Origin of the sequence: Gordonia mangrovi (assembly GCF_024734075.1) — a bacterium.
GTDB lineage: Bacteria > Actinomycetota > Actinomycetes > Mycobacteriales > Mycobacteriaceae > Gordonia > Gordonia mangrovi.
In genome coordinates, this window is record NZ_CP102850.1 from 4,859,057 (window position 1) to 4,875,529 (window position 16,473).

Consider the following 16,473-nt stretch of genomic DNA (forward strand, 5'->3'; position numbering starts at 1 on the left):
GGTGCAGACGTGACGATCTCACCCGATGTGGTGTCACGGCCGATCGACGTGGACCGGCTGAGGGCCGACTTCCCGATCCTGTCGCGGACGGTGCGCGACGGCAAGCGGTTGGTCTACCTCGATTCCGGCGCGACATCACAACGGCCGGTGCAAGTTCTCGACGCCGAGCGCGACTTCCTCACCAGCCACAACGCGGCGGTGCACCGTGGTGCCCATCAGCTGGCGGAGGAGGCGACCGACGCCTACGAGGCCGCCCGCGCCAAGATCGCCGGATTCGTGGGTGCGACATCGGAGACGATCGTGTTCACCAAGAACGCGACCGAGGCGATCAACCTCGTCGCCTACACCCTCGGCGACGATCGATCGGCTGCGCTGATGGGCGGTCGCCGACTCGGTCCGGGCGACACCGTGGTCGTCACCGAACTCGAGCATCACGCCAACCTGGTGCCGTGGCAGGAGCTCTGCCGCCGGACCGGTGCCACCCTCAAGTGGTACGGGGTGACCGAGGACGGTCGGATCGACCTGGACTCGCTGGAGCTCGACGACACGGTCAAGATCGTCTCGATCACACATCAGTCCAATGTCACCGGCGCGGTCACCGACGTCGCCGAACTCGTTCGGCGTGCCCGTGCGGTGGATGCGCGGGTGGTCCTCGACGCCTGCCAGTCGGTGCCGCATGCGCCGGTCGATCTCGCGGAGCTCGACGTCGACTTCGCCGCGTTCTCCGGGCACAAGATGTTCGGCCCGTCGGGTGTCGGCGTGCTCTACGGCAAGTCGGAACTGCTCGAGTCGCTGCCGCCCTTCATCACGGGCGGGTCGATGATCGAGATGGTCACGATGGAGACGTCGACCTATGCGCCTGCACCTCAACGGTTCGAGGCCGGCGTGCCGATGACCTCACAGGTGGTCGGATTGGGTGCCGCGGTCGACTACCTCACCGGCATCGGCATGGAAGCCATTGCCGCACATGAACATCACCTCACCGAGTACGCGCTCGAGCGCCTCGCCGCGATCGATGGCGTGCGGATCATCGGGCCCGAGACGGCCACGGATCGCGGGGGAGCGGTTGCGTTCCTGACCGACGGGGTGCACGCCCATGATCTCGGCCAGATCCTCGACGACGAGGGTGTCGCCATCCGCGTAGGACATCACTGCGCGTGGCCTCTGCATCGGCGCTTCGGGGTGGCCGCCACCGCACGCGCGTCGTTCGCCGCGTACAACACCACGTCCGAGGTGGATGCACTCGCCGACGCGATCGTCAAGGCGCAGAGATTCTTCGGGGTCCGCTGATGCGGATGGAGCAGATGTACCAGGAAGTGATCCTGGACCACTACAAGCATCCGCATGGCCGCGGTCTGCGTGAACCGTTCGGCGCCGAAGTGCACCACGTCAATCCGACGTGTGGCGACGAGGTCACGCTGCGCGTCTCGGTCTCGGCGGACGGTTCGACGGTCGAGGACATCTCATACGACGGTCAGGGTTGTTCGATCTCGCAGGCCTCCACCTCGGTGCTCTACGACCAGCTCGTCGGGCAGCCGGTGACCGAGGCGTTGGCCACCGTGGAGTCGTTCAACACGATGATGACCTCGCGCGGCGCGGACGAGGGTGATGAAGAACTGATCGGCGACGGCATCGCATTCGCCGGCGTCAGCAAGTACCCGGCGCGCGTGAAATGTGCGCTGCTGGGATGGATGGCCTTCAAGGACGCGTTGTCACAGACGGTCGACGCAAAGGAGTCAGCATGAGTGAGGAAACCACCACACCCGAGGCACCGAACACGTCGCTGCCTCAACTCGAGGACGTCGAAGAGGCGATGCGCGACGTCGTCGACCCGGAATTGGGCATCAACGTCGTCGACCTCGGTCTGGTCTACGGCATCGAGGTCACCGACGAGGCGGTCGCCAAGATCGACATGACCCTGACCTCGGCTGCCTGCCCGTTGACCGACGTCATCGAGGACCAATCGCGCGGCGCGCTGGTCACCAGCGGATTGTGCACCGATCTCGAGATCAACTGGGTGTGGATCCCACCGTGGGGCCCGGACAAGATCACCGACGACGGCCGCGAGCAGCTGCGGGCGCTCGGGTTCACCGTCTAGGTTGGGCTCGGCTACCGCATACTCTCGAACGGTGTAGAACTGCACACGTGGGCGATCCGTCGGACGAGCGTGCGACATCCGACGGGCGGTTTCGGCGCGTGCGGCGTTGGCAGCCGCCCGTCTACGAGTCGCGCGTGGAGAAGATGATTCGGGAGGCCACCGAGCGCGGCGAGTTCGACAACGTGCCCGGCATGGGAAAGCCGTTGGACCTCAGTGACGCCGATGACCCCGACTGGTGGGTCAAACGCAAGATTCGTGACGAGAACCTGGACTCCTCGGCACTGCTTCCGATGCCGCTGCAACTCCGGAAAGAGGCGCAGGGCTTTCCGGACTCGCTGGGCAACATCGCCGACGAGGCCGCAGTGCGCCAGATCCTGGGCGATTTCAATCGTCGTGTGCGCGAGGCCCACCTGGGCAGTCGGGCCGGATTGCCGACGCTGATCACCGTGCACACGGTCGACGTGGACGACATGGTGCTGCAGTGGCGGGAGCTGCGCCGGCGCTGACATCGTCTCGGTCGCCGGCCGACGACGTTGCTAGGCTGGTGGCGTACGGACCAACGCGAGTTTCGAAAGAGGTGCGCGATGACCGTGAACGATCCGATCCCGTCGGCCGATGACGCCGATCTCATCGAACAGTCGATCGATGTCGATGCCGGTGACGACGAATACCCGGCCACCAGCCATGACAGCGTGAGTGACGAGGACGAAGCCATTGCGCCGGTGAGTCCGGACCAGCGGCACTGACATCCCGCGTCGATCGGGCGAGCCGCGTCGATCCGGCAACCTCCACCGGGCTCCACCCGGGTTAGGCGTCGGGCTGCGGAACGCCCAGACATCCGCGGGCGACCGCCGTGCGCATGGACATGTCGAGTCCGGCGAATACCCGGGCCATTGCCTCCAGTGTCGCGGCCAGGTCGCCGCGATCGCTGAGATAGCCGCGCTGGGCGGACAACGGCATCGCGAAGAAGGCGTCGAAGAACCGCAGGGTCTGGTCCGCATCGAGCTTGAGCAGCACGCCGAGACCGCGCAGCCGGAGGCGATACACGGCCCGGGCGGCCCGCGGCCACAGCGCGGACGCGGGATCGGTGCCGGCGGAGATCGCGGCGACGACCTCATCGGCGCCGCGCAGTGCCGCCGCGACACTGTATCCGGTGGTGGGATGCAGGAAACCGCCCGCAGCCCCGTACCGGAACGGGTGCTGACGCCAGGGTCGCGCGGAGGCCGCCAGCAGCGGGAACGACACCCGTTCGGTTCGCCGCACGTCGGCGGGGAGACCGCCGAGCCGATCGCACAGCCGACGCTCGAGCACGTCGAGCGGCAGCGCGGGCCGGCCGGCGAGGCATGTCTCTTCGAGCAGAAACTCGTTGTCGCCGAGAGGGATCGCATACAGGAACGACGGCAGCAGTGCCCGGTCGCCGCCGGAGGTACGCCAATCCATCAGCAGAGCGGCACCGCCATCGAGGTGGCGCCGGGCCGTGGCCTCGTCGACGACGATGCCGAAAGCAGTCTGGCGGGGAGCGTGGCGCGCTGCCGTTCCGCGACAGTCAACCACCACATCGGCGGCGACGGTGGTGCCGTCGGTCAGGTGGACGAGTCCGCCGTCGACCTCCCCGACACGCCCGCCGACGACGTGTCCGTCCTCGAGCGTGAGGGATCGTTGCAGGGCCACGGTGTCGAACACGCTGTAGCCGCGTGCGAGTTCGGTTGCCGTGTGGCCGATCACCCCGACCGTGTCCACCTGGGCCGCCAGCGCGGTCTGCGCCACCCAGTCGGGCAGTTCATCGGACCAGCAGGCGTACGTCGCCCGCCACGGCCGGGTCGGGTGCGCCTCCACGACGGTGACGTCGAACCCGGCGACCAGGAGGCGATGGGCGAGACCGCGGCCGGCCGGGCCCGCTCCGAGCACCGCGACGTGGGGTGTCACGCGGGTGTCACGCCCTCACGCGCCGCCGGTGGCCATCATGCCGCCGTCGACACGGATGGTCTCCCCGGTGATCCAGGAGGACTCCTCACCGGCGAGGAAGGCGACCGCACGCGCGACGTCGTCGGGTTCGCCGATGCGCCCCATCGGGTAGCCGGCGGCGATCTGCGCCTCGTTGTCACCGGCGATGAGGCCGGACGCGAATTTCGTCCGCACCACCGACGGGGCGATCGCATTCACCCGGATCCGGGGCCCCAATTCCCAGGCGAGTTCTTCGGTCATCCGGATCAATGCGGCCTTCGACGCGCCGTAGGCGGCGATGGCTCCGGTGGACCGCAGTCCGGCAACCGAGGAGATGTTGACGATGGAACCGCCGTGTTCGCGCATCCCGGCGCGGTAGGCCTCCTGGATGAAGCCGAGGGTGCCCGCGACGTTGACATCGAAGATCTTGCGGACCGCGCTCAGGTCGGCGTCCATCAGCGGGCCCATGATGGGGTTGATGCCGGTGTTGTTCACCAGAATGTCGATTCCGCCGAGTTCGACGGCGGCGGCGACCGCCTCGGCGCGGTGAGATTCGTCACCGGCATTTCCGGGCGACACCACGACGGTCGCACCGTCCACGGCGGCGCGGATCTCGTCGGCCGCGGCCGACAGGGGTTCGGGTTTGCGCGCAGTGATCACCACCGATGCGCCGCGTCGTGCCAGTTCGGTGGCGATGGCCAGGCCGATACCGCGGCTGGCGCCGGTCACGACGGCCGACTTCCCGGTCAGATCACTGGTGGGGTTGTTGAGGGTGGAGGTGCGTTGCGGTTCGCTCACGCCCCCACCGTATCCGGCCTATCGATCGTTCGGGCAGAGTCGGCCGGATAGGTCTGAGCCGCCCCGCAGGTAGACTGGTTCGCCGTGATCACCGCGACTGACCTGGAAGTTCGAGCGGGCGCGCGGACCCTGTTGGCGGCGCCCGGCGATGCGCTGCGCATTCAGCCCGGAGACCGGATCGGTCTGGTCGGCCGCAACGGTGCCGGCAAGACGACGACGCTGCGCATCCTGGCCGGCGAAACCGAACCGTACGCGGGCAGCATCATGCGCAGCGGCGAGCTCGGCTACCTACCGCAGGACCCGAAGGAGGGCGACCTCGACGTCCTCGCCAAGGACCGGGTGCTCTCGGCTCGCGGGCTCGACGCGATCCTGCGGCAGATGGAGAAGCAGCAGGCGTTGATGGCCGAGGCCGCCGACGATCGCGTCCGCGACAAGGCCGTCCGCAAATACGGGCAACTCGAGGAGCGCTTCGCCGCACTCGGCGGTTACGTGGCCGAGTCGGATGCAGCGCGCATCTGCCACAGCCTGGGCTTGCCGGACCGCGTCCTGGGCCAGCCCCTGCGGACCCTCTCCGGCGGGCAGCGCCGGCGCATCGAACTGGCGCGGATTCTGTTCGCCGCCTCCGATGACGCCGGCAAGTCCGACACCACACTGTTGCTGGACGAGCCGACCAACCACCTCGACGCCGATTCGATCACTTGGCTGCGCGGTTTCCTGCAGAACCACGACGGCGGACTCGTCGTGATCAGCCACGACGTCGACCTGCTGGCCGATGTGGTGAATCGGGTGTGGTTCCTCGACGCCGTGCGCGGTGAGGCCGACATCTACAACATGGGGTGGAAGCGCTACCTCGACGCCCGGGCGACCGACGAACAGCGTCGCAAACGCGAACGTGCCAACGCGGAGAAGAAGGCGGGCGCGTTGCGTGCGCAGGCCGCAAAGCTCGGCGCCAAGGCGACCAAGGCGACGGCTGCGCAGAACATGCTCAAACGCGCCGACCGCATGCTCGACGCGCTCGACGAGGAGCGCGTGTCCGACCGCACCGCACGCATCCGGTTCCCGGAGCCGGCGACCTGCGGCAAAACCCCGCTGATGGCCAGCGGTCTGACGAAAACCTATGGGTCGCTGGAGATCTTCACCGGCGTCGACCTGGCCATCGACAAGGGCAGCCGGGTGGTGGTGCTCGGCCTCAACGGTGCGGGCAAGACCACCCTGCTCAAGCTGCTGGCCGGTGTGGAGAAGGCCGACATCGGGACGATCGAACCCGGCTATGGCCTGAAGATGGGGTACTTCGCGCAGGAGCACGACACCATCGACGACATGGCCACGGTGTGGGAGAACATCCGCCACGCCGCCCCCGACGCGGGTGAGCAGGACCTACGCGGACTGTTGGGTGCCTTCATGTTCAGCGGCGCGCAACTCGACCAGCCGGCCGGCACGTTGTCCGGCGGCGAGAAGACACGACTGACCCTGGCCGGGTTGGTCTCCTCGTCGGCCAACGTCCTGCTGCTCGACGAACCGACCAACAACCTGGACCCGATCTCGCGTGAACAGGTGCTCGATGCGCTGCGCAGCTACACCGGTGCGGTGGTGCTGGTGACCCACGACCCCGGCGCCGCGGCCGCACTGGACCCGCAGCGCGTGATCCTGCTCCCGGACGGCACCGAGGATCACTGGTCCGACGAGTACCAGGAACTCATCGAACTCGCCTGACCCACGCGATCTCGTAGTACGAACCGGCGGATTCCGCGCGGTTCGTACTACGAAATGGCGGGCGGGTCAGTGCACCTTCTCGGGCCAGTACTGCTTGCGCAGTTCACCTTTCACCAGTTTGCCGGTGGGTGTGCGCGGCAGGTCGTCGACGAAGTCCACGGAACGAGGCGCCTTGTACGCCGCGATGGATTCCTTGGTGTAGTCGAGCAGTTCCTCGGCGAGCTGCGGCGAGGGTGCGTAACCCGGTGCGAGTTGGACACAGGCCTTCGCGACTTCACCGAGCTCCTCGTCGGGGACCCCGATGACACCGACGTCGAACACAGCCGGGTGATTGACCAGCACGTTCTCCGCTTCCTGTGGGTAGATGTTGACCCCGCCGGAGATGATCATGAACGCCTTGCGGTCGGTGAGGTACAGATAGCCCTCCTCGTCGACGTATCCCATGTCGCCGGTGGTCGCCCAGTTCGGGTGCTCGGGGTGTTGTGCGCTGCGGGTCTTCTCCGGGTCGTTGTGGTACTCGAAGGCGGGTTCGTCGCGTTCGAAGTAGACGAGGCCGACCTCGCCGGTGGGTAGGTCCTTACCGTCCTCGTCGCAGATGTGGACGATGCCGAGCAACGGCTTGCCGACCGAGCCGGGGTGGTCGAGCGCCTCCTGCGGGCCGATGAAGGTGGCGCCGGCGGCCTCGGTGGAGGCGTAGTACTCGTGGATGACCGGACCCCACCACTCGATCATCGCGCGCTTGACCTCGACCGGGCACGGTGCGGCGGCGTGGATGGCGAGTTTGATGCTGCTCACGTCATACTTCTCGCGGACCTCCACCGGGAGCTTGAGCATGCGGATGAACATGGTCGGCACCCACTGGCTGTGGGTGATCCGGAACCTCTCGATCGCGCTCAGCGCCGTCTCGGGATCGAATCGATCCAGGAACACCACGGTGCCGCCCACCGAGTTCGTCATGCCGCAGTAGCGCAGCGGCGCCGCGTGATAGAGCGGTGCGGGGGAGAGGTAGACGGCAGTGTCGTCGTAGCCGTACATGGGGGCGAAGATCGCCGTGTAGGCGTCGGGGATCTCGTCGACCTGTCCCTGTGGCAGCGGGGTCTGAATCCCTTTGGGGCGGCCGGTGGTCCCGGAGGAGTACAGCATGTCGGTGCCGCGGGGCTGGTCGGTGCGCGGTGCATCCGACGCGGTCGCGAGAGCGGTCTCGTACGAATCGAATCCGGTGATCTCGCCACCCCAGGCCAGGCGATGACCGGATTCGGCCAGGGCCGGGATCTGGTCGGTCTCGGCGACCGCATCGGCCACCGAGGCACCGGCGAACACCACCTTCGCGTTGCAGTCGGTGAGTATGTAATTGGTCTCCGCGGCGGTGAGGTGGTGGTTGATCGCGGTCACGTAGAGGCCGCTGCGCAGCGCGGCCCAATAGACCTCGAACATGTGCAGGTCGTTCGGCGAGATCATCGCAATGGTGTCACCGGGCCGAACACCCAGCGATTCCAGGTGATTGGCGAGTCGGGTGGAGTTCTCGTCGAGTTGCCGGTAGGTCAGCTGCTCGCCGGTGGCGGCGCGGATGACGGCGGGCTTGTCCGGGGTGGATCGGGCGAAGACTCCGGGGAACACGTGGTACTCCTCTGACGAAGGGACAACTATACAAACGTGTCGACCGTTACCGAACGATCGATAGGGGTGTCGTGCATCACAGTACCCCACGCGGTCGGGCCGCGACCGTCAGAGGGTGGCGAGGAATCGGTCCATGGTGCGTTCGGCCATCGCCAGGATGGTGAGCGACGGGTTGACCAGGCCGACCGCACCCGGCGCGAAGGCCCCGTCGACGACGTAGAGGTTGTCGTATCCGCGTACCGATCCGTCGGGTCGGGCGGCGCGGCCGATCGTGACCCCGCCGAGTCCGTGATAGGTGCTGCCCGATCCGAAGCCGAACGCCCGGCTGTACACCGGGATTCCGTTCTGTGGGTAGCCGTGACGCGCTTCGGTCATCTGATGGAAATGCCCCGCGAACGCTGCGGCCCGTCGATCGAGGACGCTCGTCCCTTCCGCGAACGGGTAGGTGAGACGTGTCCCGCCGGTGGAATGATCGAAGTCGATCGTCCCGCGCTCGTCGGTGTGGACCTGAATGAGGTGAGTCGTGGCCACGCCGCCCAACGGCGACGGGAACGGGCTGGCCTGGTAGACGATCGCGGCCGGTCCGCCGGGCAGCCGCTCATCCCGGATCCGCCCGTAGCCCGGTCCGCCCTGTATGGGACCGTACGGATCGCGAAGCGCGGTGCGCAGGATGACGAAGTCTCCGTTCGCGCCCCAGCCGTCGCCGATCCGAGGCGATAGTCGAGGTAGGTGACCGAGCGCGCGGGCGCGGACGAGCATGGATGTGGTGTGGTAAGAACCGGCTGCCATGAACAGGTAGTCGGCCTCCGCGGTGACGATCCGTAGAGTGTTGCGACGGTCATCGATGAGCCGGGCCCGGACGATGAAACCCGGCCGGCGGCTGCGGGGCCGGATCTCGAAGACCTCGTGCATCGGTTTGATGGTGACGTGCCCGGTCGCCTCGGCGGCCGGGAGGTAATTGTGATCGACGGACGTCTTGGCGCCGCTGTTGACGCCATAGGACAAGTCCCCGTTGCTGATTCCCGGTGGAGCCGCGCCGGCGAGTTCCTTGCGGACGATGTCCCAGTCGACCGAGTAGTCGATGAAGCTCGGCGTCACGCCGTAGCGGGCGACCGTCCGGATCCACGAACGGGCACCCACGTAGTTGGGATGGGCCAGGATGTCCGGGGGCAGCGGCGTGGCGCGGATCATCCGCCGCGCGCGTGGGTAATACGTCCGTGCCAATTCGTCGTAGTCTGTGCCGCCGGGGAACACCAGGTCGAAATCCGGCTTGTCCGGCTGCGCGGAGAACGCTCCGAACACCAGCGATCCGCCGCCGACGCCGGCACCGTAGACCGCTTCGATCCCGTTGCCCTGCACCTTCTCCAACACGCCCGGGTATGGCTCGACCGGCACCTGCACGAGGCCGGAGATGCCCGCCGTGGGACTGAACCAGGCGGCGCGCTTGTCGGGGCTCGCGAAGGTGGCGAAGGTGTTGCCGTCCGAGCGAATCGGCCAGCGCCGACCGCGTTCGAAGACGGTGGTGCGGATGCCGGCCTGCCCCAGGCGGAGCGCTGCGACCGCACCGCCGAAGCCGCTGCCGATCACGATGGCCGATCCGGCCGGTGCGGCGGCTGCCCGCGACGATACGGCCGACAATGCGCCGAGGGCACCAAGACCTGCAGAGCCGCGGATCAGGGCTCTGCGAGTGATCGGTGTGCGTTCCGGCGTCACACGGTCCACCCCGAGCATTCTACGAGGGAGCAGGGGTTTTCCGCAGGAACGAGCAGCAATTCGCCGGCGTCCCGCAGCCGATCCGAGCTCAGCGCTTGCTTCGGACGGACTCCTCGACGAGGTCCAGGACGGCATGCAGGTCGTCGGTGGGCCGCCCCGACGCGATCCGCGTGATCAGGCCGTCGAGCACCAGATCGAGGTACTTCACGAGCACCTCGATGGGCACGTCGTCGCGAAGGCGGCCGGCCTCGCGACCCTCTTCCAGCCGGCGCAGGGTGGCCTTCTCGACATCGGCCGAGCGGGCCAGCCATGCCGACCGGAACGAGGTGTCGGTGCGCAGCTTACGCGCGATCTCCAGCCGGGTCCCGAGCCAGTTGAAATCCTGCGGCCGGGCGAGCATGTCCCGCATGACCTGCACGAGGCCCTGTTCGGCTGCGACGTCGGCCATCCGTTCGGCATCCTCCTGCGCGAGGGCGAGGAACAGGCCTTCCTTGTCGCGGTAGTGATGAAAGATGGCACCGCGGGACAGTCCGGTCGATTCCTCGATGCGTTTGACCGTCGCGCCGTCGTAACCGAATTCGGCGAAGCAATGCCGCGCGCCGTCGAGAATCTCTCGACGACGCGCGGCAAGCCGGTCATCGCTGACCTTGGGCACTTCTGCCGCTCCTGATCAGCTCTTGATCATGTTGCGCAGCACGTACTGCAGGATGCCTCCGTTGCGGTAGTAGTCGGCCTCGCCGGGCGTGTCGATGCGCACCTTGGCGTCGAACTCGACGGTCGAGCCGTCCTCCTTGGTGGCGGTGACGTGCACGGTCGACGGGGTCGTCCCGGCGTTGAGCTCCTCGATACCGATGATGTCGAAGGTCTCGGTGCCGTCGAGACCCAACGACTTGTGCGATTCACCCTCGGGGAACTGCAGCGGGATGACGCCCATACCGATGAGGTTCGATCGGTGGATGCGCTCGAAGCTCTCGGTGATGACCGCCTTGACGCCCAGCAGGCGGGTGCCCTTGGCCGCCCAGTCACGCGAGGACCCGGTGCCGTACTCCTTGCCACCGAGCACGACCAGCGGAACGTCGTTGGCAGCGTAGTTCTGTGCCGCGTCGTAGATGAACGACTGCGGGCCGCCGTCCTGGGTGAAGTCGCGGGTATAGCCACCGGTGACATCGACGAGCTGGTTGGCCATGCGGATGTTGCCGAACGTCGACCGGATCATCACCTCGTGGTTGCCGCGACGGGCACCCAGCGAGTTGTAGTCCTTGCGGGCGACGCCGTGCGAGTCGAGATATTGCGCGGCCGGGGTACCCGGCTTGATCGTCGACGCGGGGGAGATGTGGTCGGTGGTGACCGAATCGCCCAGCTTGGCGAGCACGCGGGCGCCCTTGATGTCGGAGACCGGCTCCGGCTCCTGGGTCATCCCCTCGAAGTACGGAGGCTTGCGCACGTAGGTCGACTCGTCATCCCACTCGAAGGTCTTGCCCGCCGGCGTCGGCAGGTTCTGCCAGCGATCGTCGCCCTTGAACACGTCGGCATAGTCCTGCGCATACTGCTCGGCCGAGATGGAGTCGGCGATCGTCTGCTGGATCTCCTCGTTCGACGGCCAGATGTCCTTCAGGAACACGTCGTTGCCGTCGGAGTCCTGGCCGAGCGGGTCGGACTCGAAGTCGAAGTCCATCGTCCCGGCCAGGGCGTAGGCGATGACCAGCGGCGGCGACGCGAGGTAGTTCATCTTCACGTCGGGGTTGATGCGGCCCTCGAAGTTGCGGTTACCCGACAGCACGGCCGTGGCGGTGAGATCGTTGTCGTTGATCGCCTTGCTGATCTCCTCGGGCAGCGGACCCGAGTTGCCGATGCACGTCGTGCAGCCGTAGCCGACGAGGTAGAAGCCGAGCTTCTCCAGGTACGGCCAGAGCCCGGACTTGTCGTAGTAACCGGTCACGACCTGGGAACCCGGAGCCATGGAGGTCTTCACCCACGGCTTGGAGGTGAGTCCCTTCTCGACGGCCTTCTTGGCCAGTAGACCGGCACCCAGCATCACCGACGGGTTCGAGGTGTTGGTGCAACTGGTGATCGAGGCGATGGTGACGATGCCGTGGTCGAGGATCATGTCGCCGCGTTCGGTCGAGGTGACCTTGACCGGCTTGGACGGACGCCCCTCGGCACCGTTAGCCGCGGAGTGGACCGGCTCGGCTCCGTCGTCGGCGAAGGACAGTGCGGCCGGATCCGAGGCCGGGAAGCTCTCCTCGACGGCCTCGTCGACCTTGGTGTGCTCCGGGGTGTTGCCCTCTTCGACGTAGTTGTGGATGTCCTTGCGGAAGGCGTTTTTCGCGTCCCACAGTTCGATGCGGTCCTGCGGACGCTTGGGGCCGGCAATCGACGGCACGACCTCGGCGAGGTCGAGTTCCAGGTACTCCGAGTACTGGGCCTCCTCGGCGTCGTGCTCCAGCCACATGCCCTGTTCCTTGGCGTACGCCTCGACGAGATCGAGGGTCTCCGTGGAGCGGCCGGTGAGCTCGAGGTACTTGATGGTCTCGCCGTCAATCGGGAAGATCGCGCAGGTCGAGCCGAATTCGGGGCTCATGTTGCCGATGGTGGCGCGGTTGGCGAGCGGCACCTCGGCGACGCCGTTGCCGTAGAACTCGACGAATTTCCCGACGACGCCGTGCTTACGGAGCATGTCGGTGATCGTCAGCACGACGTCGGTGGCGGTGACGCCCGGCTTGGCGGCGCCGGTCAGCTTGAAGCCGACGACACGCGGGATGAGCATCGAGACGGGCTGGCCGAGCATCGCGGCCTCGGCCTCGATGCCGCCGACGCCCCAGCCGAGCACGCCGAGGCCGTTCTCCATGGTGGTGTGCGAGTCGGTTCCGATGCACGTGTCGGGGTAGGCCACACCGTCGCGCACCATGACCGAGCGTGCGAGGTGCTCGATGTTGACCTGGTGCACGATGCCCGTGCCGGGCGGCACGACGCGGAAGTCGTCGAAGGCTCCCTGACCCCAGCGAAGGAACTTGTAGCGCTCTTCGTTGCGCTGGTATTCGATCTCGACGTTGCGCTCGAAGGCCTGGGCGTTGCCGAACGCCTCGATGATCACGGAGTGGTCGATGACCATCTCGGCGGGGGCCAGCGGGTTCACCTTGTCGGGATCCCCGCCGAGTTGTTTGACGGCATCGCGCATGGTTGCGAGGTCGACGATGCACGGCACGCCGGTGAAGTCCTGCATGATCACCCGGGCGGGGGTGAACTGGATCTCGATGCTCGGCTCGGCACTCGGGTCCCAGTTCGCGATCGCCTCGATGTGCTCAGAGGTGATGTTGGCGCCGTCCTCGGTGCGCAAGAGGTTCTCGGCGAGGACCTTGAGCGCATAGGGGAGTTTGCCGGTGCCTTCGACGGCATTCAGTCGGTAGATCTCGTACGAATTGTCGCCCACCTCAAGGGTGCCCTTGGCGCCAAAGGAATCGATACTCACGTCTTGTCCACTCTCCTCAACGTGCCGGCGGGCTGCGCCGGCCTGCTCTTCCGACGGGCTGCGTCGGTGGTTCCAGCAACGTGTGACCTCGCTGCGGTGGCTGCCACCGTCCGGTGTCCGAGCAGCGCTGACGCTCTTCGTCGGCAGGTGGCTACAGCCACAATGTTAACAGTACGCACGTACTGTTAACAAGCCGTCTCGCTCGTCGCGTGTCGGATCGGGACGCACGAAGCGGACCCGGGATTCTCCGGACGCTCCCATTCTGTCGTACGGTGCTGCAGGAGGTTTGGTGGGCCACCGCTGTCCGTGCGAATTTAATGCTCGCGAAACCTTGCCGGCGAGCCGAGACACGCTGTGTGTGCGGTGCCGGACCACGGTGCGGATGGATGTGAGGATGGCCAGATGAGTCCGGATGCGGTGACGCAGCTTGGGTCGGCGCCCGAAGGGCAGCAGGTGCTCGCGCTGCCGCCCTCGGGGCTGTCGATGCCGTCGATCATTCCCGAGGTGGTGGACATGCCGGCGATCCTGGCGGACATCCGCGACGACGGTGTGGCCGCCCCGGCCGAGCAGGTCGCGGGGTTGCGTGCGGTGGTCGCCGAGGCCGCCGAGGACGGGCAGGAAGTCAGTTTCGTGGTCATCGAGCGGCCGCTGAAGTTCGAGTACTACCGCGATATCGCCACTGATCTCCAGCCCGACGTCGGCGGAACGGTGATCGTGCTCGGTCCGCAATCGGTCGGTAGTGCATCGCCGCACTTCAGCCGGGTGCAACAAGAAGAGGCCACCGACAATCTGACTCTGACCGATCCGCCGCTCGCGGCCCGGCAGATGTGGGATCAGATGAACGAGCCGTCGCTGAACTGGACGGTCATCAGCGTGCTTCTCATCCTGGTCGTGGTGGTCGGTGCGACCATCGCGCGTCTTCGGTCGATCCGCGCGAGTCGGGGCGCCGGCAGCGGCGACGCATCGGACTCGAACGCCAACGCATCGGGTACCACCGACCTCTCCCGCGACCTTCCGTGAGTCGGCCGCCTTTCGTCGTGCGTCGCTGACGGTCACCGCATCGGTTTCGCCCGCATTTACACCCATCGCCGCGCAGAAGGTCGGCACGGCACGCCCGGACCCGATCTTCGTTGCAGATTCGAGACCTTCGCAGAAGTGCGGTCTTTGGGCAGTTCACAGCATTTTGCCTGGTAATCACGCCAATGTAATTCGTGACTCCTGTTTTCCGATGTGTTGGATGTGACGTACGGTTCTGTTGTCACGAGTGGTGCCCAAGTGATGAAGGGCATCACGAGTGGTGCATGGTGCACGTCGCGACGTGGGTCGGGATCGCGCGGGCATCCACCACGCCACCAGGCATGGGCCGCGACGGTCCGCGTCTGCAGTGGCGGGTGAGCCGCGGACGACGAGGGAGAACTGGTGAGGCGAGCTACAACCGGTGTGGCGCGCGGTTTGCCACCGGCGCCGGGCGCACGACAGGACCGACGAGGACATTTGGCGGTCCGGGTCGGCGCACTGCTGGCGATCGCGGTGCTCGGTTTCGTGGGAGCCGGGCAGGCCCAGGCGGCCCCGAAAACCGGGCAACCCTCGCAGATCTCCGGACTGATCAATCAGATCGCCAAGGCCAACCAGAACCTCGCCGACCTCGACAATGCGGTCGCGGTGCGACAGGAGAACGTCAACCGGGCGCTGGTCGACTACCAGAATTCGGTGGCCGCCGAGCAGTTGGCGAGTATGGCGGCCAAGTCCGCGAAACGGTCGCTGACCGAGGCCCGCCGTAAGGTCGCCGAGGCGCAGAAGGCGTTCGACGAGTTCGCGCGTGACGTGTACCGGCAGGGGAGCGCCCGCAGTTCGATGGCCGAGTATGTCTCGTCGGACGATCCAGGTGCGGTGCTGGACCGGATGACCGTCATCGACCGGCTCGGCAAGCAGCAGCGCGACACCATCGAGCGGCTCGAGGTGGCCCGCAACCAGCAGGCGAACCGCGTGGCGGCGGTGCAGGCGACCCAACGGCAGGCGGCGTTCGCCACCCAGAGTGCCGCCGGCCGCAAGGACGACGCCCTCGCCGCGGTCGCCCAGGCGCGCTCGGCGGTCGCATCCGAGCAGCAGCGTCGGTCCCAGCTCATCGACCAACGCGACAAGGTGCAGCAGTCGCTCGACAAGATCCGCGGGATCGCCCCGCGACGTACGGTGGAGGGCCCCACGGCAGGCGACCTGCTGCAGAATCTCTTCCCGGACTCGCCCACGTCGCCGGCCGCGCCCGGTGTGGCGGCCGAGACCGGCGGCGACAACGAGGCACTTGCCGTGGCGGCCACGGCCGCGGCGAAACTCGCCCTCGACGTCGGTCAGAAGGTGCTCGCCGAACTCGTCGGTCAACAGCAGATGCCGCATTCGGAACTGCTCGACGAGCTTGGCGTCGGCGGGTCCGACATGACGGGCAGCGGCCCGGATTCGCTGAGCTCGGTCATCGGCAACGGCAGCCTGGGCGCCCTGTTCGGCAGCTCGTCGGGCGGCGGCGGCATGGTGCGGCCCGGTCTGCGCGGTCCGCAGGCCGTGGAGATCGTGGTGAACCGTGCGCTGTCGCAGCTCAACGTGCCGTACGCGTGGGGCGGCGGCGATGCGAACGGCCCGACGCGGGGTATCCGCGACGGTGGTGTCGCCGACAGCTACGGCGACTACAACAAGATCGGCTACGACTGCTCGGGCCTGATGATCTACGCCTTCGCCGGGGTCGGCATCGAGTTGCCCCACTACACCGGCTACCAGTACACCTCCGGACCCCAGTATCCGCTGTCGCAGATGCAGCGCGGCGACATGATCTTCTATGGCCCCAACGCCAGCCAGCACGTGGCGCTCTATCTCGGGGACAACAAGATGGTGGAAGCGAAGCAGTCGGGGACCAACGTGATGGTGTCTCCGCTACGGACCGCGGGCGCGATGCCCATGGTCGTGCGTCTGGTCTGACCGAGTCGGGGCCCTGCGCGCCGAGCCCTTCTTGGCCGCAGTTCAGCCAACGCGACTACGCTGGCAGCGATAGGCCGCCCGGACAGGGCCGGCTCGACTGAGGCACAGCGCACGTGATCGAGAGTGCGCAGGCAGATGGAACAGGAGTACCGGTTTG

At 67.0% G+C, this 16,473-nt stretch carries 14 protein-coding genes; 8 read left to right on the top strand and 6 right to left on the bottom strand.

Going from position 1 to position 16,473, the window contains the following annotated elements:
* Positions 1-9: 9 nt before the first annotated feature.
* From NWF22_RS22045 to NWF22_RS22065, 5 genes are all read left to right on the top strand, one after another.
* Entirely contained in the window at positions 10-1,290 is a 1,281-nt protein-coding gene (locus NWF22_RS22045; RefSeq protein ID WP_160902381.1) for a cysteine desulfurase, read from the top strand.
* Positions 1,290-1,745 (top strand): Fe-S cluster assembly sulfur transfer protein SufU, encoded by a 456-nt coding sequence (sufU, locus tag NWF22_RS22050; protein ID WP_160902380.1) that lies wholly within the window; start codon positions 1,290-1,292, stop codon positions 1,743-1,745. Before NWF22_RS22045 ends, sufU begins: the two co-directional genes overlap by 1 nt.
* Positions 1,742-2,098: a metal-sulfur cluster assembly factor gene (locus NWF22_RS22055; RefSeq protein ID WP_160902379.1), complete on the top strand. Its 357-nt coding sequence runs from the start codon at positions 1,742-1,744 to the stop codon at positions 2,096-2,098. Before sufU ends, NWF22_RS22055 begins: the two co-directional genes overlap by 4 nt.
* Before the next feature lie 143 nt (positions 2,099-2,241).
* Entirely contained in the window at positions 2,242-2,604 is a 363-nt protein-coding gene (locus tag NWF22_RS22060) for a DnaJ family domain-containing protein (protein WP_160902789.1), read from the top strand.
* A gap of 78 nt (positions 2,605-2,682) precedes the next feature.
* Positions 2,683-2,844 (top strand): hypothetical protein, encoded by a 162-nt coding sequence (locus NWF22_RS22065; RefSeq protein WP_160902378.1) that lies wholly within the window; start codon positions 2,683-2,685, stop codon positions 2,842-2,844.
* A gap of 61 nt (positions 2,845-2,905) precedes the next feature.
* Here the strand turns inward: NWF22_RS22065 and NWF22_RS22070 are convergent, their stop codons facing one another.
* On the bottom strand, positions 2,906-4,024 hold the full coding sequence (locus NWF22_RS22070) for a lycopene cyclase family protein (protein WP_160902377.1): 1,119 nt from the start codon (positions 4,022-4,024) through the stop codon (positions 2,906-2,908).
* Positions 4,025-4,039: 15 nt separating this feature from the next.
* The gene (locus NWF22_RS22075) at positions 4,040-4,840 is read right to left on the bottom strand and encodes an SDR family oxidoreductase (protein ID WP_160902376.1); all 801 of its coding nucleotides are present in this window, start codon (positions 4,838-4,840) and stop codon (positions 4,040-4,042) included.
* Between the two features lie 84 nt (positions 4,841-4,924).
* Here NWF22_RS22075 and NWF22_RS22080 point away from each other — a divergent pair, with 84 nt between their 5' ends.
* Complete coding sequence (locus tag NWF22_RS22080) at positions 4,925-6,553, top strand: ABC-F family ATP-binding cassette domain-containing protein (RefSeq protein WP_160902375.1); 1,629 nt, start codon at positions 4,925-4,927, stop codon at positions 6,551-6,553.
* 66 nt (positions 6,554-6,619) lie between these two features.
* Here NWF22_RS22080 and NWF22_RS22085 read toward each other — a convergent pair whose 3' ends face one another.
* From NWF22_RS22085 to NWF22_RS22100, 4 genes are all read right to left on the bottom strand, one after another.
* A complete protein-coding gene (locus tag NWF22_RS22085; RefSeq protein WP_160902374.1) occupies positions 6,620-8,170 on the bottom strand; it encodes an acyl-CoA synthetase in 1,551 nt (516 codons plus the stop codon).
* A gap of 108 nt (positions 8,171-8,278) precedes the next feature.
* On the bottom strand, positions 8,279-9,892 hold the full coding sequence (locus tag NWF22_RS22090) for a GMC oxidoreductase (RefSeq protein WP_258321245.1): 1,614 nt from the start codon (positions 9,890-9,892) through the stop codon (positions 8,279-8,281).
* Positions 9,893-9,971: 79 nt separating this feature from the next.
* A complete protein-coding gene (locus NWF22_RS22095; protein ID WP_160902372.1) occupies positions 9,972-10,538 on the bottom strand; it encodes a TetR/AcrR family transcriptional regulator in 567 nt (188 codons plus the stop codon).
* A 15-nt stretch (positions 10,539-10,553) separates the two neighbouring features.
* Complete coding sequence (locus NWF22_RS22100; protein WP_160902371.1) at positions 10,554-13,352, bottom strand: aconitate hydratase; 2,799 nt, start codon at positions 13,350-13,352, stop codon at positions 10,554-10,556.
* A 402-nt stretch (positions 13,353-13,754) separates the two neighbouring features.
* Here NWF22_RS22100 and NWF22_RS22105 point away from each other — a divergent pair, with 402 nt between their 5' ends.
* Both NWF22_RS22105 and NWF22_RS22110 read left to right on the top strand, forming a co-directional pair.
* Positions 13,755-14,372 carry an Rv1476 family membrane protein gene (locus NWF22_RS22105; protein ID WP_160902370.1) on the top strand — a complete coding sequence of 206 codons (618 nt, stop codon included), beginning with the start codon at positions 13,755-13,757 and terminating at the stop codon, positions 14,370-14,372.
* 399 nt (positions 14,373-14,771) lie between these two features.
* Positions 14,772-16,316, top strand: a complete 1,545-nt coding sequence (locus NWF22_RS22110) for an NlpC/P60 family protein (RefSeq protein ID WP_373691964.1) — start codon at positions 14,772-14,774, stop codon at positions 16,314-16,316.
* Positions 16,317-16,473 lie beyond the last annotated feature (157 nt).

What these genes read in the sequence shown, in the direction of transcription:
- sufU (WP_160902380.1), top strand. Translation starts at nt 1,290, where the DNA reads ATGCGGATGGAGCAGATGTACCAGGAAGTGATCCTGGACCACTACAAG.
- NWF22_RS22055 (WP_160902379.1), top strand. Translation starts at nt 1,742, where the DNA reads ATGAGTGAGGAAACCACCACACCCGAGGCACCGAACACGTCGCTGCCT.
- NWF22_RS22060 (WP_160902789.1), top strand. Translation starts at nt 2,242, where the DNA reads ATGATTCGGGAGGCCACCGAGCGCGGCGAGTTCGACAACGTGCCCGGC.
- NWF22_RS22065 (WP_160902378.1), top strand. Translation starts at nt 2,683, where the DNA reads ATGACCGTGAACGATCCGATCCCGTCGGCCGATGACGCCGATCTCATC.
- NWF22_RS22105 (WP_160902370.1), top strand. Translation starts at nt 13,755, where the DNA reads ATGAGTCCGGATGCGGTGACGCAGCTTGGGTCGGCGCCCGAAGGGCAG.